Annotated in this window: 14 protein-coding genes; 7 read left to right on the top strand and 7 right to left on the bottom strand. The window is 68.5% G+C overall.

The features are described 5' to 3' along the window. Nucleotides 1-26 precede the first annotated feature (26 nt). Nucleotides 27-353 (top strand): putative quinol monooxygenase, encoded by a 327-nt coding sequence (locus tag VXC91_RS32840; RefSeq protein ID WP_329511001.1) that lies wholly within the window; start codon nt 27-29, stop codon nt 351-353. A 224-nt stretch (nt 354-577) separates the two neighbouring features. Next, on the top strand, nt 578-1,582 hold the full coding sequence (locus VXC91_RS32835; RefSeq protein ID WP_329510999.1) for an aldo/keto reductase family protein: 1,005 nt from the start codon (nt 578-580) through the stop codon (nt 1,580-1,582). 456 nt (nt 1,583-2,038) lie between these two features. On the opposite strand, the gene VXC91_RS32830 is transcribed toward VXC91_RS32835, so the two are convergent. Next, nucleotides 2,039-3,541 (bottom strand): LVIVD repeat-containing protein, encoded by a 1,503-nt coding sequence (locus VXC91_RS32830; RefSeq protein ID WP_329510998.1) that lies wholly within the window; start codon nt 3,539-3,541, stop codon nt 2,039-2,041. A 191-nt stretch (nt 3,542-3,732) separates the two neighbouring features. Between VXC91_RS32830 and VXC91_RS32825 the strand changes: the two genes are divergently transcribed. After that, nucleotides 3,733-4,392, top strand: a complete 660-nt coding sequence (locus VXC91_RS32825; protein WP_329510997.1) for a DUF305 domain-containing protein — start codon at nt 3,733-3,735, stop codon at nt 4,390-4,392. A 164-nt stretch (nt 4,393-4,556) separates the two neighbouring features. Here the strand turns inward: VXC91_RS32825 and VXC91_RS32820 are convergent, their stop codons facing one another. Continuing rightward, nucleotides 4,557-5,783 carry a glucuronyl hydrolase gene (locus tag VXC91_RS32820; RefSeq protein ID WP_329510996.1) on the bottom strand — a complete coding sequence of 409 codons (1,227 nt, stop codon included), beginning with the start codon at nt 5,781-5,783 and terminating at the stop codon, nt 4,557-4,559. A gap of 260 nt (nt 5,784-6,043) precedes the next feature. Here VXC91_RS32820 and pgm point away from each other — a divergent pair, with 260 nt between their 5' ends. Beyond that, on the top strand, nt 6,044-7,684 hold the full coding sequence (pgm, locus tag VXC91_RS32815) for a phosphoglucomutase (alpha-D-glucose-1,6-bisphosphate-dependent) (RefSeq protein ID WP_329510995.1): 1,641 nt from the start codon (nt 6,044-6,046) through the stop codon (nt 7,682-7,684). Nucleotides 7,685-7,767: 83 nt separating this feature from the next. Here pgm and VXC91_RS32810 read toward each other — a convergent pair whose 3' ends face one another. Next, nucleotides 7,768-8,199 carry a MarR family winged helix-turn-helix transcriptional regulator gene (locus tag VXC91_RS32810; protein ID WP_329510994.1) on the bottom strand — a complete coding sequence of 144 codons (432 nt, stop codon included), beginning with the start codon at nt 8,197-8,199 and terminating at the stop codon, nt 7,768-7,770. Nucleotides 8,200-8,339: 140 nt separating this feature from the next. Between VXC91_RS32810 and VXC91_RS32805 the strand changes: the two genes are divergently transcribed. Together VXC91_RS32805 and VXC91_RS32800 are read left to right on the top strand one after the other, a co-directional pair. Next, the gene (locus VXC91_RS32805; protein WP_329511000.1) at nt 8,340-9,746 is read left to right on the top strand and encodes a DHA2 family efflux MFS transporter permease subunit; all 1,407 of its coding nucleotides are present in this window, start codon (nt 8,340-8,342) and stop codon (nt 9,744-9,746) included. A 136-nt stretch (nt 9,747-9,882) separates the two neighbouring features. Next, nucleotides 9,883-10,314 carry a nitroreductase/quinone reductase family protein gene (locus tag VXC91_RS32800; RefSeq protein WP_329510993.1) on the top strand — a complete coding sequence of 144 codons (432 nt, stop codon included), beginning with the start codon at nt 9,883-9,885 and terminating at the stop codon, nt 10,312-10,314. Nucleotides 10,315-10,559: 245 nt separating this feature from the next. On the opposite strand, the gene VXC91_RS32795 is transcribed toward VXC91_RS32800, so the two are convergent. Continuing rightward, nucleotides 10,560-10,991, bottom strand: a complete 432-nt coding sequence (locus tag VXC91_RS32795; RefSeq protein WP_329510992.1) for a nuclear transport factor 2 family protein — start codon at nt 10,989-10,991, stop codon at nt 10,560-10,562. A 101-nt stretch (nt 10,992-11,092) separates the two neighbouring features. Between VXC91_RS32795 and VXC91_RS32790 the strand changes: the two genes are divergently transcribed. Beyond that, entirely contained in the window at nt 11,093-11,662 is a 570-nt protein-coding gene (locus VXC91_RS32790) for a PadR family transcriptional regulator (RefSeq protein WP_329510991.1), read from the top strand. A 100-nt stretch (nt 11,663-11,762) separates the two neighbouring features. Here VXC91_RS32790 and VXC91_RS32785 read toward each other — a convergent pair whose 3' ends face one another. The 3 genes from VXC91_RS32785 to VXC91_RS32775 all read right to left on the bottom strand — a co-directional run bounded on the left by VXC91_RS32785 (nt 11,763) and on the right by VXC91_RS32775 (nt 16,692). Next, nucleotides 11,763-14,219, bottom strand: a complete 2,457-nt coding sequence (locus VXC91_RS32785; RefSeq protein ID WP_329510990.1) for a SpoIIE family protein phosphatase — start codon at nt 14,217-14,219, stop codon at nt 11,763-11,765. Between the two features lie 215 nt (nt 14,220-14,434). Then, nucleotides 14,435-14,932, bottom strand: coding sequence for a MarR family winged helix-turn-helix transcriptional regulator (locus VXC91_RS32780; RefSeq protein WP_329510989.1), 498 nt, complete (start codon nt 14,930-14,932; stop codon nt 14,435-14,437). Between the two features lie 440 nt (nt 14,933-15,372). Next, the gene (locus VXC91_RS32775) at nt 15,373-16,692 is read right to left on the bottom strand and encodes a glycoside hydrolase family 3 N-terminal domain-containing protein (RefSeq protein WP_329510988.1); all 1,320 of its coding nucleotides are present in this window, start codon (nt 16,690-16,692) and stop codon (nt 15,373-15,375) included. Nucleotides 16,693-17,500: the final 808 nt, after the last annotated feature.

Raw genomic sequence — 17,500 nt, 5'->3', positions numbered from 1 at the left:
GATCACATGCGAACAGGGAGCGTGGAATGATCTTTATCACGGCCAAGTTCCGGGTCAAGCCGGAGTACGCGGAGCGGTGGCCCGAGATCACGCGGGAGTTCACCGAGGCCACGCGCAACGAGCCCGGCTGTCTGTGGTTCGACTGGTCGCGCAGCCTCGACGATCCGACCGAATACGTGCTGGTCGAGGCGTTCCGGGACGGGGACGCGGGCGCCGCGCATGTCCAGTCCGGCCACTTCGAGTCCGCCGTGCAGACACTGCCGCCCCACCTGGTCGAGACGCCGCGCATCGTCAACACCGTCCTGGAGCAGGACGACTGGTCCCAGCTCGGCGAGATGGCCGTGCAGGACTGACGGCGGGGCGCGCTCCGGTCCTGATGTGGTTGGGTGATCCTGTCCAGAGTACGTCCAGCAGTAGTAGTCATCTGCTGTTGCCGCAGGGGTGCGAAATGATCTGATGAGCTGACGAGTGTCCCTGCAGCAACCGATCGCCCGGGTGCCGACCTGTCGGCAGGCCGTGGTGCGTGTGCACAGGGCCATGTCGAGAGCCTCGCACATGCCAACGAAGGATTGCCTCTATGGAATACCGTCATCTCGGCCGCAGCGGCCTGATCATCAGCGAGATCGCCTACGGGAACTGGCTCACCCATGGTTCGCAGGTGGAGGCGGACGCGGCAGCCGCGTGCGTACGCGCCGCGCTGGACACGGGCATCACCACTTTCGACACCGCCGATGCCTACGCCGGGACGCGGGCCGAATCGGTCCTGGGCGACGCGCTGAAGGGCGAGCGCCGCGAGGGGCTGGAGATCTTCACCAAGGTCTACTGGCCCACCGGGCCCGGCCGCAACGACCGGGGACTGTCGCGCAAGCACATCATGGAGTCGATCAACGGGTCGCTGCGGCGCCTGCGGACCGACTACGTGGACCTGTACCAGGCGCACCGGTACGACGTGGCCACGCCGCTGGAGGAGACGATGGAGGCCTTCGCCGACATCGTCCACTCAGGCAAGGCCCACTACATCGGCGTCTCCGAGTGGCCCGCGGAGCAGATCCGGCGCGCCCATTCGCTGGCGCGTGAGCTGCGTATCCCGCTGGTGTCCAACCAGCCCCAGTACAACGCCCTGTGGCGGGTCATCGAGGGTGAGGTAGTACCCACCTGCGAGGAACTCGGCATGGGGCAGGTGGTGTTCTCGCCCATCGCGCAGGGTGTGCTGACGGGCAAGTACGAGCCCGGTCAGCAGCCGCCGGCCGGCTCTCGGGCCATGGACGACAAGGGTGGGGCGGGCATGATCGCGCGGTGGATCCGTGACGATGTGCTGACGGCCGTCCAGCAGCTCAAGCCGCTGGCTGCCGATGCCGGCCTGTCCCTCGCGCAGCTGGCGGTGGCGTGGGTGCTGCAGAACTCCAACGTCTCGGCGGCCATCATCGGTGCCTCGCGGCCGGAGCAGGTCGAGGAGAACGCCAAGGCGGCCGGTGTGGTGCTGGAGGCCGACCTGATGGCCCGTATCGAGGAGGTCCTGCGGCCGGTGGCCGTCACCGACCCCAAGCGGGTCCACGACAACGTACCGGAGCGCCGCCCCTGAGGCAGCGACGCCCGTCCTGCTCGGATTCATGACCACCGGGGCGGCGAGAGCTCCGACCGATGGTGCTGGGCAACCTCTGGCGCGGGCCTGTTCAACTCCCACGTCGATCGGGGCAACCGCAGGTGGACGCTCCTTGGGCCCGGCTGAGCACCTGCAGGACGGCACCTCACAGGTCATCTCTCCGGGCGGCAGTGATCCGTCGCTCGGGGAAGCCCCTGGACGCGGGAATCTTTCGACTCCTGGCCGCATGCGTGGGCGACCTCGCGGGCGCTGTGTTCATGAAGTGGCGAGAAGGGCGCCGATCTTGCCGTCGGCCGATGAACCTCCAGGGCGCCGGCCTGGGGGTTCATATCGATTCGGACCCTGTCGCGAAGGGAATCCGGCGGTTCGGCCGGGCCGAACCGCCGGTCGGCCGACGCGTCAGAGCCGAAGGGGCGTCATGGTCCCTGCTCTGCGTCAGTCGAAGTATTCCGGCTGGGTCTGCACGTTGAGCTCATGCAGATGGACCCGCTTCGCCGGGTCCGTGCGCCAGTCGGTGATCTTCAGGACGTCGAAGCCCTTGGCGATGTCGTTCGAGTAGACGTAACCGTTGTAGTAGTACGCCGACCAGGAGCCGCCGGTCGTGAGGGTGTCGGTGGTGAGAGGACCGCGCTCGAAGTAGCCGATCTCCTTCGGGTGGAGGGAGTCGGTGAAGTCCCAGACGGAGACGCCGCCTTGGTACCAGGCCTGCACCATGATGTCCCTGCCCTTGACGGGGATCAGCGAGCCGTTGTGAGCCACGCAGTTCTCGGTGTCCGCCTGGTGGCGCGGGATCTTGAAGTAGCTCCGGAAGACGAGCTTGCGCTTCTCGCCCTTGCCGACGATGTCGTAGATTCCGTCGGCCCCGCGGTTCGGGCCGGTCGCCGCGTTGCAGGTGGCCCCGACGCCGCCGCCCAGCTCGTCGGTGAAGACGACCTTGTTCGCCTTCTGGTTGAAGGTCGCGGAGTGCCAGAACGCGAAGTTGACGTTGTCCTGCACCTGGTCGATGACCTTCGGGTGTTCCGGGTCCTTGATGGACAGCAGAATGCCGTCGCCCATGCAGGCGCCCGCGGCCAGGTCCTGGGAGGGCAGGACCGTGATGTCGTGGCAGCCGGTGGTCTTGGAGACTCCCGGGTTGGTGGGAGCACCGGGGTTGCCGCCTCCGTCCGGGCCCTCACCGGGGAACAGCACCGGGAAGTCGACGACCGCCGCCTTCTCCGGCGTGTTGCGCGGGACCTTGATGACGGAGATGCCGTCGTGCGGCGGCCGGCAGTCGGGGAAGGCAGCGCTCGGCGAGTACGAGGAGACGTAGATGTAGACGTTGCTGCGCTCGGGTACCAGCGTGTGGGTGTGCGAGCCGCAGGCGGTCTCCACGGCGGCGACGTACTTGGGGTTGGTCTTGTCGCTGATGTCGAAGACCTTCATGCCCTCCCACGAGGACTTCTCGCTCGCCGGCTGCGTGGTGCTGTTGCAGCTGCTGTCGTTGCGCGAGGAGTCGGTGGACAGGAACAGCAGGTCGCCGGAGACGGACACGTCGTTCTGCGATCCCGGACACAGGACCTGGGCGACCGTCTTCGGAGACCGCGGGTCGCTGATGTCGAAGATGCGGAAGCCGTCGTAGTTGCCCGCGAAGGCGTACTTGCCCTGGAAGGCCAGGTCCGAATTGGTCCCGGGGAGCACGTCCTTGGGGACGTTGGTGAGGTGCTCGACGTTGCGGGAGTGGACGATCTCGTCCTGGCCGGGTATCTCGCCGCTTGCGACGGCCTCCCGTGCCTCGGCCTGCGCGCTCTTGGAGATCCCCTTTCGCGCGGTGGGTGCGTCCCCGGGGTCGGGGATCGCCGTCGCCGGGGCGGCTGTGAGGAGAGCGGCCAGAAGTCCGGCGGCGGCTGCCACAACTCCCAGACGTCTGCGCCGTGTTCGAGGGTCGTTCAACAGGATCACTGTTTCCTCCCTAGTTCCGTTCGCCTCGGAACGGTTCACACAACCCGCAGTATCGTCTTCATCATGCACAGACCAACAGAGGGCAATGTACTTGCAATGAAGGTTTTTGATCGGTAACGCGCTGAATCCTGCTAGGACTGTGACCCAGAATCACGAGCTGTCCCTCAACCCGCCTGCCACAGGAGGCCGTTGTGCTGTTCCGCCGTGCGCCACGGGCGTCTTTCGTCGCGATCGCGCTGTCCGCTCTGGCCGTGCTGGGAGTCGGAGGGTGCGACTCCGGTTCCGAGGGCACGTCGGCCGCGGCGTCCGGCCCTTCGGTGATCGCGCCCGGTGAGCCAGGGGAGGCGAACCGGACCCTGTCCGCAGAAGAGGCCGCCCAGCAGCGCGCGGAGGACGATTCCCCCAACGCGGCCGACGTCTCCTACGCAGGGATGATGATCGAGCACCACTCCCAGGCACTGGAAATGACCGAACTCGCCCCGGAGCGCGCCGACTCCACGCAGGTCAGACGGCTCGCCGAGCGGATCGCCGCTGCTCAGGAGCCGGAGATCAGAGCCATGAAGGGCTGGCTGAAGGCGTACGGCGAAGCGGAGAAGAGCGGCGGTCACGAGCACGAGCACAGCGCGATGCCCGGCATGGCGACCGAAGGGCAGTTGAAGAACCTGCGCGCCGCCGAAGGGAAGGCCTTCGACCAGCTCTTCCTCACACTGATGATCACCCATCACGAAGGGGCGATCACCATGGCCACCGATGTGAAGGCGCAGGGCAACAACATCCGGATCGAGGAGATGGCCGACGACGTGATCGCTCAGCAGACGAGCGAGATCACGCGAATGCGCACCATGCTGTGACGAGTGGTCATGCCTGACGGCCGCGGTACCGGAGGATCCCGCGCCAGACCTTCCTTCGAGCCGGGCATTCGGGGCTCGACGGAAGGCGGGAACCCCCGGTCACCGCAGCCGACATCGCCTTCAACGGTGTGCGTGGCATACAACCCGCGCCGGTGAAGAGCCGGTCAGACTGCCGACAGGTCGATCGCGCGGTCGACGTCGCTCGGTCGCAGCACGCGAAGGATGCCCTCGAGCAGGTAGTAGTCGGCATACGGAAGCGAGATCTCTATGCCGTCCTCGGCCGGTCTGTTCCGGGTGCAGCGGGCCACGACGGCCTCGGCGCGGGCGGAGTTGCGTGTCAGGCAGGTCTCCGACAGCGCGGTCAGCAGCCGCAGCGCCACGTCACGGTACTTGGGGCTGCCCGTGGCGGCGGACAGGTCGAGCAGTCCGCATGCCATGATCGCGCCGGCCGAAGCGTCCTTGATGTCATAGGGCTGCTGCGGCGCACGGTAGTCCCAGACGGGAATGTTGTCCGGGCCCAGTGCGTCGATCGCGAAGTCGGCGAGCTTCCGCGCGGTGGCCAGGAACTGCTGGTTTCCCGTCCGGCGATGGATCGTGGTGAATCCGTACACCCCCCAGGCCTGTCCGCGCGACCAGCACGAGGTGGGGCTGTAGCCCTGCACGGTGGCCTGACCGATCGGTGCGCCGCTGTCCGGGTCGAAGTCGAAGACGTGCGGGGTCGACCCGTCCGGGCGGGGGAAGACCCGCTGGGCGGTATTCGCGTGCTCCACGGCGATGTTCAGGTACGTGTCGTCGCCGGTCTGCTTGCTCGCGAACGCCAGCAGGTCGAGATTCATCATGGTGTCGATGATGATCCGGCCGGCGTTGTTGGGATCGTTCAACGCACCCCACGCCCGGATGAAGTGACCGCGCGGGTTGTAGCGCCGGATCAGCGAGTCGGCCGCCTGTACGGCACCTGCCTGCCATGTGGCGTCGCCCGTCAGGCGCCAGGCCGTGACCCATGACGGATAGAACAGGAAACCGAGGTCGTGCGTGCCGGTGTCGTACTGACGGGGCGCGAGCTTCCGCGCCGATGCCAGTGCCCATGAGCGGAATGCATCATCCGCGCTGTAGAGCCAGGCCATCCACAGTGTTCCCGGCCAGAACCCGCCGACCCAGTCGCCGTTCTGCGAGTAGACCCATTTCTCGAACTTCGTCCCGACGGGAAAGCCGTTCACGCCCGGTGCGACGGAGCGGACCTTGTCCACCGCGTAGTCGGCCGCGGCACGGAGCACGCGCACCGTGTGGGCCGGTGTCTGGGCGGCAGCCGCCTGTGCCTGCTGCCCCGAAGAAGCGTATGCGGCCGCAGCGCCGGCTGCCGTCGCCAGAACGGTACGTCGTGAAACATTCACGGGGCCTACCTCTCGAACTTGCTGGCGTCACAAGGGAGTTGACGGAGTCTTGCACGGCAGGCGGAGGTACGTACACCCACATGAGTCAAGTTCATGTAGGTGAACTTGTGATGGGTCAGACGGTGGACCGTACACGGTGGGGGAGACGGGACGCCCTGGGTGCCCCTGCGCTCCGGGCGGGAATGTGCGACTCCCGTCCCTGGCAGGGGGCAAGATGAGATCGCGAGCGGATGCACGGTCGATGTGGAGGAGTGGGTGCGATGCAGCACGAACGAGCGGGAAAGCCGGCCGGTCCCGAGGACCTGGTCGACGTCCCGCGGCTGGTGACGGCGTACTACGCGCTGCACCCCGACCCGGCCGAGCCGGGGCAACGGGTGGCCTTCGGCACGTCCGGACACCGTGGATCCTCGCTCGCGGTCGCGTTCAACGAGGACCACATCGCCGCGACCAGCCAGGCCATCTGCGAGTACCGCGCACGGCAGGGCACCGACGGTCCGCTGTTCCTCGGCGCGGACACCCATGCGCTGTCCGAGCCGGCGAGGATCACGGCTCTGGAGGTTTTCGCGGCCAACGACGTGACGGTGCTCGTGGACACGGACGACGGCTACACCCCCACTCCCGCGGTCTCGCTCGCGATCCTCACCCACAACCGGGCGCGCACCTCCGGCCTCGCCGACGGTGTGGTGGTGACGCCCTCGCACAACCCGCCGGCCGACGGCGGGTTCAAGTACAACCCGCCGAGCGGCGGCCCGGCGGGCTCGGATGCGACCTCCTGGATCCAGGACCGGGCGAACGAGATCATCGCGGGCGGGATGAAGGACGTACGACGCGTCACCTACGCCCAGGCGCTCTCGGCGCCCGGCACCGGCCGTCACGACTTTCTCGGCGCGTACGTCTCCGAGCTGCCGAGCGTGCTGGACCTCGACGCGATCCGGGCCGCGGGCGTGCGCATCGGCGCCGATCCGCTGGGTGGAGCGTCCGTCGCCTACTGGGGGCGCATCGCGGAGCAGCACCGTCTCGACCTGACGGTGGTCAATCCAGTCACCGATCCCACCTGGCGATTCATGACGCTGGACTGGGACGGCAAGATCCGTATGGACTGCTCGTCGCCGTACGCCATGGCGTCGCTGATCGAGCAGCGCGACCGTTTCCGGATCGCGACGGGCAACGACGCCGACGCCGACCGGCACGGCATCGTCACCCCTGACGCCGGGCTGATGAATCCCAACCACTATCTCGCCACGGCCATTTCCTACCTCTACACCCACCGCACACGTTGGCCCGCGGAGGCGGGCGTGGGCAAGACGCTGGTCTCCTCCGGCATGATCGACAGGGTCGCCGCCGACCTCGGCCGGCGACTGGTGGAAGTGCCCGTGGGGTTCAAGTGGTTCGTGGACGGGCTGGTCGACGGTTCACTCGGCTTCGGTGGCGAGGAGTCCGCCGGGGCGTCGTTCCTGCGTCGGGACGGTTCGGTCTGGACCACCGACAAGGACGGCATCATTCTTGCCCTGCTCGCCTCCGAGATCACAGCCGTCACCGACAAGACGCCGTCCCAGCACTACGCCGCGCTCACCGCGCGCTTCGGTGAGCCCGCGTACGCCCGCATCGACGCGCCGGCATCCCGTGAGGACAAGGCACGCCTGGCCAAGCTGTCCCCGGCCCAGGTCAGTGCCGACACCCTTGCCGGTGAGCCGGTCACCTCCGTGCTCACCGAGGCGCCCGGCAACGGCGCGCCCATCGGGGGCATCAAGGTGGCCACCGGGAATGCCTGGTTCGCGGCGCGTCCATCGGGCACCGAGGACGTGTACAAGATCTACGCGGAGTCGTTCCTCGGGCCCGACCACCTTCGGCGGGTGCAGGACGAGGCGAAGGTCGTGGTCCTGCGCGCGCTGGGCGGCTGACGCCCAGAGGTCGGGTTCCGCGAGGCCGCCGATGCTCGCCCCATCAGTGGTGCCGCCGTCGCCGTCGCTTCATGGGGCCGGTGTCAGCCGGTGGCCTCGCGGATGCGGGCGAGCAGGGCTCGCAGCTGGGCGCGGTCTTCCGCGCCCAAAGCGGATGTAGCCTCCGCGAGGGCCAGGCGGTCCACCTCTTCCGCCTCGTGGTGGCATCGCAGTCCTTCGTCGGTGAGACGCAGCAGGAAGGCCCGACGGTCGTGGGGGTGACGGAGCCGCTCCACCAGGCCGTCGCGCTCCAGACTGTCGACGATGCTGGTCGTGGTGCGTGCCGCGACTCCCGTCATCTCGCTCAGGTCCCGCATGCGCAGAGGTCGCTCGGATCGTGCGAGCATCCGCAGGGCACGCAGACGGGCGACCGAGGCGCCGTGGGTCCGCAGCCGGGACTCCACGAATCGGCGCAGTTGCTGTGTCGTCTCGTAGAGCTCGTCGACCAGGATGTCGCTACTGCCGTGCACTGCCATGTCACTTCCCTGCCCCGCGGTTCGCCCCATCCTATGAACATGCACATCGTGAGTATGCTCAGCATGTGCTGTCGTTCCGGCGTCGTCCCGTCCTGCCTGTGCCCTTGTCCCAGCTGAGCCAGCGTTTCGTCGTCCCCGTCATGTGTGTCTGCGTGACGTTCATCGCGATCGTCGACGGAGCGATCACCACCGTGGCGCTGCCCTCGATCGCCCGTCAGTTCCAGCTCACCACGGCCGCTCTGGACGGGGTGGTCGTGGTCTATCCGGTCTGCCTGGCCATGGCCATCCCCGCCTCGGCCTGGCTGGTCGAACGGTTCGGTGGCAAACGCGTCCTGCTCATGGCACTCGTCGGCTTCCTCGGCTCCTCACTGCTGTGCGGTACGGCCGCCGGCCTCGGTCAGCTCGTGGCCTTCCGCGCGATCCAGGGACTGTCCGCCGGAGTCCTCTTCCCGGCCTCGGCCTCCTTGCTGTTCCGCACCTTCAACTCCTCGGAACAAGTGCGGATCTCGCGGTACACGATCATCCCGCAGCAGATCGCCCCGGCCGCCGCCCCCATCCTGGGTGGGCTGCTCGTGGACCACCTGTCCTGGCGGTGGGTGTTCTACGTCAATCTTCCGGTCGGCCTTCCGGCCGTGCTGTTCGGGTTGCTGTTCCTGGCCGAGCACCGCGGCCCCCGGCCCGGCCGATTCGACCTGACGGGACTGCTGTTGAGCGCGGCGGCCCTCGGTTCCCTGATGTTCGGCATCTGCGAAGGACCCAACCGCGGCTGGTCCTCCGTCGCCGTGGTCACCGCCCTCTTCCTCGGCGCCGTCCTGCTCGCCACCGTCATCGCCGTCGAACTGCGCACCGCCGAGCCGCTGCTGAGGTTGCGTCTCTTCGCGGATCGGCTCTTTCGGGACACCAACCTGATCAGCCTGGTGGGCCTGGTGCCGATCCTGGGCGCCATGTACCTCGGCCCCCTCTTCCTCCAGCAGGGACAGGGCCGCAGCGCCCTGGAATCCGGCACCAGCACCTTCCCCGAAGCCTTCGGCGTCCTGCTGACCGTCCAGATCGCAGGGGCCCTCTACGCCCGGATCGGCCCGCGCGTCATCATCGGGTGCGGTATGGCAGGTGTCACCGGGGTACTGCTGCTCTTCGCCGCCTGCGACGAGCACACCAGCCTGTGGACCTTCCGCGGCCTCATGTTCGTGCTCGGCATCGCCATGGGCGGGGTATTCATGCCGACGACGGTGGCTTCGCTGGCCACCCTCGCCCGGTCGGACCTGGCCCAGGCCTCCACGCTGAACACCGTCGTCCGCCAGACGGGAGGAGCCCTCGCGCCCGCGGCGGTGACCACAGCCCTCGTTCTGTCCACCCCTGCCGGAGCCGCGGTGGACCCGCCCCTCGCCGCCTACCGACACGCCTATCTGGCCCTGGCCGCGATCGCGGCGGTGACGGCGGTCTTCTCCTTCACCCTCCCCGACGGCCCGGCCCGAGCCGCGGCGCGCGGCACCGCTGCCTCGAGCCGTTCCGATCCGTTCCGGCGCAGGCGGGTGAACGCCCGCTGACGATGTCCGTCGACCGGAGCCGGTCCGAGTGGACGCGCTCGGCATCCGGCACATGGGTGCGGCGTGGCTCGGTTCAGCCAGGTGGCTTGCTGGTTAGCTGATGGCTGTTTGGATCTTCGGGCGGAGTGAGGCGGGCATGGTCGATGTGCAGGGCGTGAACGAGCGGATCATCAAAGAGTTCCGGGGGCGGAACGGGGTGGTGGGGGGTCACTTCGAGGGCGCGCAGCTGCTGCTCCTGCACACGGTCGGCCGCCGTACCGGCGGGGAACGGGTGAACCCCCTCGTGTACGCCGTCGACGGTGACGGCTATCTCGTCTGCGGCTCGGCGCGGGGCGCGGAGAAGGATCCCGCGTGGGTCGGCAACGTCGCGGCCATGCCTGAGGTGATCATCGAAGTGGGGGACCGCATCCTCAGAGCGACGCCGACCGTCGTGACGCATGCGTCGCCCGAGTGGGAGCGCCTGTACGGGATCTGGTCCGCCTATTGGACCGAGAGCGAGTACTACGAGACCAGGACGTCGCGCAAGTTCCCCATTGTGAGGCTGGAGCCCGTCGCGTCGGCCGGTTGAGTCCGGGGTGGCGGGCGAGGCCGCCCATGGCAACGGCCGATCGACCACGAGCACTGCTGGTTGCCGGTGGGCAGTGTTGCGGGCGAGGAAGCCGTCGTACAACCACCGGCACGTGCGGCTCGACCGGGTGCACGATTCCTCGCATGACCGATGCATGGGAAGCGACCTGGCGCTCGCCCCGTCGGGGCACCCTCTGGTTCTTCGCCGGACTCGGGACGGCCGGCGCGGGTGGGCAGGGCGTGCCTCTACTGACCGGAGGACGCAGGCGCGAGTCCGTCCGAGACCAGCCCGGCCAGCACCGCCGCGCCCAGGGCGTGGACGGCGGAACGGGGGCGGACCATGACGGTGAACTCCTTGATCCGGCCGTCGTCGTCGAAGTGCAGCAGATCGATACCGTGGATCTCCTTGCCTCCGGCCTTCGCGCGGAAAAGGAGGACCGCCGACGGGGCGGACGAGCCGTCGGCAGTGGTCTGCGCGGTACCGGTGTGGTCGCCGATGTAGCGGAAGTCCTCGAACGTGCGGAACAGGACGCCGAAGAGGCCCAGGACCAGCGGCTTGCCCTCGAAGGGCGTGAACTTCACGGGACTGTAGAGGCGGATGTCCTCGGTGAACAGGTCGTCCAGGGCCGCGAGGTCGCGTGTGTCGACGGCGTCGCGGAAACGATCTGCGGTGATCATGGCCCGACTCACTCTCTCCGTTAGTCATGAAAGTGACTAGTCACTTTCATGACTATCATGGATGGCAGGTCCGGCGACAGGGGCATGAAGGAGGCGACCCGATGGCGCTACGGCACGCCGTACTCGCAGCGCTGCTCGACGGGGAGTTCAGCGGCTACCAGCTGGCGAAGGCGTTCGACCTCGGGGTGGCCAATTACTGGTACGCCCAGCCCCAGCAGCTCTACGCCGAGCTGACCCGCCTGGAGAAGGACGGGCTGATCGCGGGCCGCGAGGTCGTGCAGGCCACCCGCCCCACCAAGCGCCTGTTCCACGTGACCGACGCCGGGCTGGAGGAGCTGGAAGAGTTCACGGCCGCCGCCGCGAAGCCCTCGTTCATCCGCGATGACCTCCTCGTCAAGGTGCAGGCCGCCGACCACGTCGACCTCGGGGCGCTGATCGCGCAGCTCGGCGAGCGCGCAGCCGTTGCCGCGGCCAAGGTCGAGTTGTTCGGCACGTTGCTGCGCGGGATGCGGGGCGAGCGTACGGAAGAGGAGTTCCTGCGCCAGGGGGACCGTATCGGCCCCTATCTGACGTGTATGCGCGGCCTGGCCTTCGAACAGGGCAACCGTGACTGGTGCGAACGCACGATCGCGGTCCTGACGTCGAGGCAGCAGGCCCACGCGCCGAACTGACCGGATGAACGCCCGCCGCGCCGCCGCCGGCGTGGTGAGCGACGCGAGCAGAGCCGGTACGGCGGAGTCGCCGGATCCGGAGTGCGGGCCAGGCGAGCGCTCAGGCCTCCGGAGCGGGCGTGCCGTCATCCGGGTCTCCGCCCGCAGCGGGTGAGTTGTCCGCGGCGGGGAGCGCCTGTTCGCACCAGATGGTCTTGCCGCCCTTGGAGTGCCGGGTGCCCCAGCGCTGGGTCAGCTGGGCGACCAGCAGCAGACCTCGGCCGCCCTCGTCGAAGGTGCGCGCCCGCCTCAGGTGGGGTGCGGTGTTGCTGCTGTCGGAGACCTCGCAGATGAGCGCGGTGTCGCGGACGAGTCGCAACTGGATGGGTGGCGTGCCGTAACGGATCGCGTTGGTCACCAGCTCGCTGACCACCAGCTCCGTGACGAAGGTCAACGCGGGCAGCCGCCATGCCTCGAGCTGCTCGACGGCCAGGGTTCGGGCCTGTGCCACGCACTCCGGATCCGCGGGGATGTCCCAGGTGACGACCCGGTCCGAGGTGAGCGCACAGGTCCGGGCGAGCAGCAGTACGACATCGTCTTCGGGAGGGCCGGAAAGCAGGGTGTCCATGATGGTGGAGCATGCGGCTTCCAGGCAGTCCGGCGACGACGCCAGCGCGCTGCGCAGCAAGGTGAGACCTTCGCCGAAGTCGCGTGTCCCGGAGTGCACCAGGCCGTCGCTGTACAGGGCCAGGGTGCTGCCCTCGGCCAGGTCGAGCTCGATGTTCTCGAAGGGCAGACCGCCGACCCCGACCGGAGGGCCTATCTCCCCGGCGATCTCCTGCACCCTGCCGTCGGGGGCGATGACGAAAGGCAGGGGATGGCCGGCGCTGGCGAGGGTGCAGTGGCGGGAGACCGGGTCGTACACGGCGAAGAGGCAGGTGGCGCCCCGCTCGCCGTTCGCCGGTGCGTCCTCCAGATGGAGCACGAGATCGTCGAGGTGGGTGAGGAGCTCGTCGGGTGGGAGGTCGACGTCCGCGAGTGTGCGTACCGCGGTGCGCAGGCGTCCCATGGCGGCCGAGGCGTGGATGCCATGTCCCACGATGTCACCCACGACCAGGGCCACCCGCACCCCGGACAAGGGGATGACGTCGAACCAGTCCCCGCCCACACCCGCCCGCGTGCCCGCGGGGAGATAGCGGTAGGCGATGTCCACGGCCGGCTGCTCGGCCGGCTGCTGCGGCAGCAGGGCGCGCTGCAGGGTGAGCGCGCTCTCGCGCTCGTGGGTGTAGCGGCGTGCATTGTCGATGGCGACCGCGGCCTTGACCGCCAGTCCCTCGGCGTCGATGAGGTCCTGCTTCTCGAACGGCGCGGGCCGGGAGCGCCAGAAGCTGACCATACCCAGCAGGACGTGCTGGGTGATCAAGGGAATCGTGATCAGTGATCTCATGCCGTAGGCGGTGAGGCGCTCGGCTTCCTGCGGGTTGTCGGCCCGCCACTGCGGGCACGCGCTGAGGTCGTGTACGAGCATCGGCCGTGGCGCGGATCGGGAACCACCCGTGGCCGGCAGGCCGCCCTTCACCATGGCGCCGGCGGACTCCAGTGGGGCGTCGTGGCGGATGCCGCCGGTGGCCGCGCGCTGCATGGAGGTATCGCCGGCAACCGTCGGCTCCTCACCGCGCAGTACGCATATCGCCAGGTCGACGGTGGCGAAGTCGGCGAATCGGGGTATCGCCACATCCACCAGCTCCTGAGCCGTTCGCGTCACATCCAGCGTGGTGCCGACGGCCACACTGGAGTCGTAGAGCAGTCTGAGGCGCTCGTGCGCCTCCCGCGCCTGCGCGAGACTGCTCTCCAACGACTCGGCCATGGTGTTGAACGCCGTCTCCAGCTGCTCGATCTCCCGCCTGCCGGTCATCGGCATGCGGGCGGTCAGGTCGCCGACGGCGAGCCGGGTGGCCACTGCGGCCGCGTTGCGGACCGGCCAGACGATCACCCTGATGACGTATGCCGAGTATGTGCCGATGAGCAGAACCGAGGCGCCGAAGCCCGCCGACGCCACGGCGGTCGCCCTTCGGGCGCTCGCGTCGGCGGCAGCCTCACGTGCGGCCACGTCGGACCGCTCCGTCGCGGTGTAGCGGTCGAACATGTGCCTGAGCGCGTCGACCTTCTGCTTGCCCGTCAGCGTCGCTGCCAGGCTGCTCGCATGGGGATTGCCCTGTCGCGTCTCGTTGACCAGGGGTGTCGAATAGGTGTCGATGAAGGACTGGCCCGCCCGGCTGATCTGGACCGCCAGGCTTCTTTCGGCAGGGGATCGGCTGAGGCGGACGAGTTCTGCGGCCTGCGCGGGGAATCGTGCCTCGGCGGCTCTCCAGGGCGGCAGGAAATGAGGGTCCCGGGTGATGGTGAAACCACGCTGACCCGTTTCGATGTCGAGGATGAGCGAGTCGACCAACCGGCTCTGACTGAGTGCCGCGTGGGATTGACGCTCCGCCAGCCCGGTTTCCCGCACGTTGAATCCGGACCAGATGAACGCCGCGAAGATCGCAGCGATCAGCACGGCGAGCGACGCGCCGGCCATGGCCGTGAGGCTGACAAGACCTCGTCGGGAGTGCCGGCCGTACCACTGCCTCGCGGGCGCCCGCTCTTCGCCAGGGGCACCGAGCGGTTGACCGGTCATGGGGTGCGAGGGCCGACGCCTCGTCCGGGCCGGCGCTCGCGGTCTGCGCACTCCGGGACGGAAGGCGCTGCCGCGTTCATCGCCCTCGTCACGCACGGTGTCCGGAGTCGGTTCGTTCATGAGCTGGTCGCCGACGCCGTCGCCTTGCCGGCCCGATGCGGTGGTGTGGTGGCGTTGAGGATGAGCTGCCGGATGAGGGGACGTGCGGTCTGCATCGCCTCGGTCAGAACCTGTCGATCCTCGGTGGGCAGAGTCGACAACAGTTCCATCAAGCGGGCGTGATGAACTCGCCGCCGTTCGGAGAGCAGCTCTCGCCCGGAGTCGGTGACGGCGACGAGGACCACACGGCGGTCGCCCGGGTCCCGTACTCTTTGTGCCAGCCCCATCTGTTCCAGCCGATGGACCAGTTGGGTCATCGAGGGCTGAGCGACTCCCTCCGCCGCCGCCAGTTCGGTGAGCCGGGCAGGTCCGTGCCGGCCGAGCCTGTCCAGCGTGGAGACGCTGGTGAGGCTGAGGTCGCCGGCGGCCATGAGGTGGCGCAACACCAGGAGAGCCACGTCTCCCAGTGCCTCGGCGAGCCCTTCGGGGCTGTGACGACTGCCTTTGGCACGCATTGGTCGGTTCCCGGACGCAGGAACAAGTCGGTCGGCAGCATCCTGTGGTGGCTGCCTAGTGTTTCCTTTTCAACAATTACGTGTATAGGGATTCTATGACTTTTGCCATTAAAGAGGCGTTAAAAGGTGAAATTCGTTCTTAATCATTGACTCGAGGGGGTGCGAGGGCCTTGCCAGGGCCGGACACGTCATGGCCCAAGCAGGTGACGGCGCGGCGGCATGAAGGCCGTAGGCGGGAGTCTTCCTCTGTCCGGCCCCCTCTTCGAAGGCGCGGCTCCGGGTGATCGAGCCCGGGGGCAACCCTGCCGCACGAGCGACAGCGGGAAGCGGTCGATCGTCAACAGTGCACCGAAGCCCTCACGCATCGGTGGCGCCGTGGCAACCCTCCGGGCGCGATGACACCTGGGACACCAAGCCACGCTGAAGGTCTCGGCAACGGTTCAGCGGCAGGTGAGCAGGCCTGCCTTGGCTTTGGCATCGAGAATGCGGTGGACGCTCGCGTTGACCTTTGCGCGGAAGGACGCGTCCTGCTGCATCCGGGCCTGGATGGCCGAGGCCATGGCCGGTACGGTGCTCGGATTCACCGTCAGGATCATGTTTCCGCCCGCCGTGATGAAGTTGACCGCCCGCTGAGCAGGGGTGAAGGCCCGTACCGCGACGGCGTTGCCGATGTCGTCGGAGATGACCACGCCCTTGAAGCCGAGCTGGGTCCGCAGCACTTGATTGATGACCGTCGGCGAGAAGGCCGCCAGGTGCTTGGAGTCGATCTTGGTGTAAGTGGCCAGCGAGACCATCACAAACGGTGAACCGGCCCGGATCCCGTCCCGGAAGGGCGTGAGGCTGGAGCTCCTGGTGGTGGTCACGGAGTCCACGACGTTCGCGGTGGTGTCGGTGTTGCCGAGCACCTGGCCCAGTCCCGGAAAATGTTTGAGCGTGGTCATCACGCCCGACTGGGCGAAACCGGCCGCGAAGGCGTTGCTGTGGGAGGCGACGGTGGCGGCGGTGTGGCCGTACTCACGGTAGTAGTAGCCGATGGGGCGGTTGCGGGTGCCCAGGCTTGCCGGGACCACGTCGGCGACCGGCGCCAGGTTGAGATTGAGCCCGGCGGCTTTGAGCTGCTCGGCCCAGCCCGCGGCCCGGGTGCGCAGCGTTGTCGTCGACCAGCTGCCCTGGGTCAGCCCGCTGGGTATGGTCGAGAAACCGGGGCCGCTGAGGACCTGCACCCGGCCGCCTTCCTGGTCCGTGGAGACCAGCAGTCCGACCCGCTGTCCGGCGACCTGGTCCGCTTGGCCTCGGATGCCGTCGACCACCCTCCTGGTCGCCGTCACGCCGGCGGTGCTGCGCCCGGTCAGCATGATGGAGCCCACGTGGTAGGTGCGCAGGGTGCGCAGCTGGGCCTGGTCGGGGCGGGCCGCGGAGACTCCGCCCATGAAGAGCTGCCCGACCCGTTGAGCCGTGGTCATGCCGGAGAAGTACCGGTCGGTGCAGGTGGCGGCGGGTGCGGCCGGGGCGGCGCCGGGGTCGGACGAGGCCGCACCGGTAGGGGAGCTGAGACCGGGCAGGGGGCTGGTGGTCCGGGGGCTCGCGGTGCGGGTACTGTCTGTGCCTGGGCTGGTGGCGGGCGGGCGGGAGTCACCGGCGCCCACGTGCACTGCTTGTTCGCCGCAGGCGGTCGACGCGAGCACCAGGGTGACCAAGGGGACCGCGGTGCGCAGGGTTGCTGAGCGGCGGCCCCTGGGCCACCGGACACGTGCTGTCATCGATCTTTCTCCTGCCCTAGATGCTTCCCGCACCCCTTGGGGCCGCGGGCTTCAGAGCCGCTTCGGCACGACGGACTGGGCCCGCCGTGTGAAACACACCGTACGTTATGTGTACTTGTGCGACTCTTTGTGGTCCTGGGTGATACAGCGACCAGGACAGTACGGAGGCGGGTGCCGGTCCGCCGGAGGCGGCCGACACGTCTCAAGCCTTGGTGGAGTTTCACGGGGGCTCGCTGGACCGATTGCGTGAGGCGGCGGACCGGACCGGCCGATCGGCCGCAGAGCAGCCCCCGGCGCGGCGCCGATGCCGGCCGAGGCGAGCCGCCGGGCCGGCGTGAGCGTGGCAGCGCCGTACCAGCAGTTCGCCGATCGCGACAGGCTGCCGGCCGCGCCGGCCGACGGCCACCCTCGTGCCGGTGATCGGTCGTCCCGCCCCGGAGCCCGACAGCGCGTTCGACCTGTTGCCTCGAGTCGCCGGGGCCGCCCATGGCCTCGCGGTCTTCCTCCGCCAGGACCTGTTCGGGGGTGACGGACGATGCCCTGGTCGAGACGGAGGACGGAGCCGCGCGGACGGCACGGGCGATCGCCGAGCAGGGTGCGCAGGTTTCCTTCTCGCGAGCCTGCGCCTGCCCTCATGCATGAACCGGGCGCTTGGCCTCGCCAAATGAATGGAGTGGATCCAATCCATTAGCCAGGAGTTATCCTGGTGGCATGAGGAACGAGGGTGTGACCACGAGCGCGCCGTTGCTGGGGGAACCGCTGCCGGTCGAGCTGATGAACACCGTCAGCGTCGACCGCGGCCGTACCG

It is taken from the genome of Streptomyces chiangmaiensis (genome assembly GCF_036281785.1).
Lineage (GTDB): Bacteria > Actinomycetota > Actinomycetes > Streptomycetales > Streptomycetaceae > Streptomyces > Streptomyces chiangmaiensis.
This window is presented reverse-complemented; position numbering and strand designations above follow the sequence as displayed.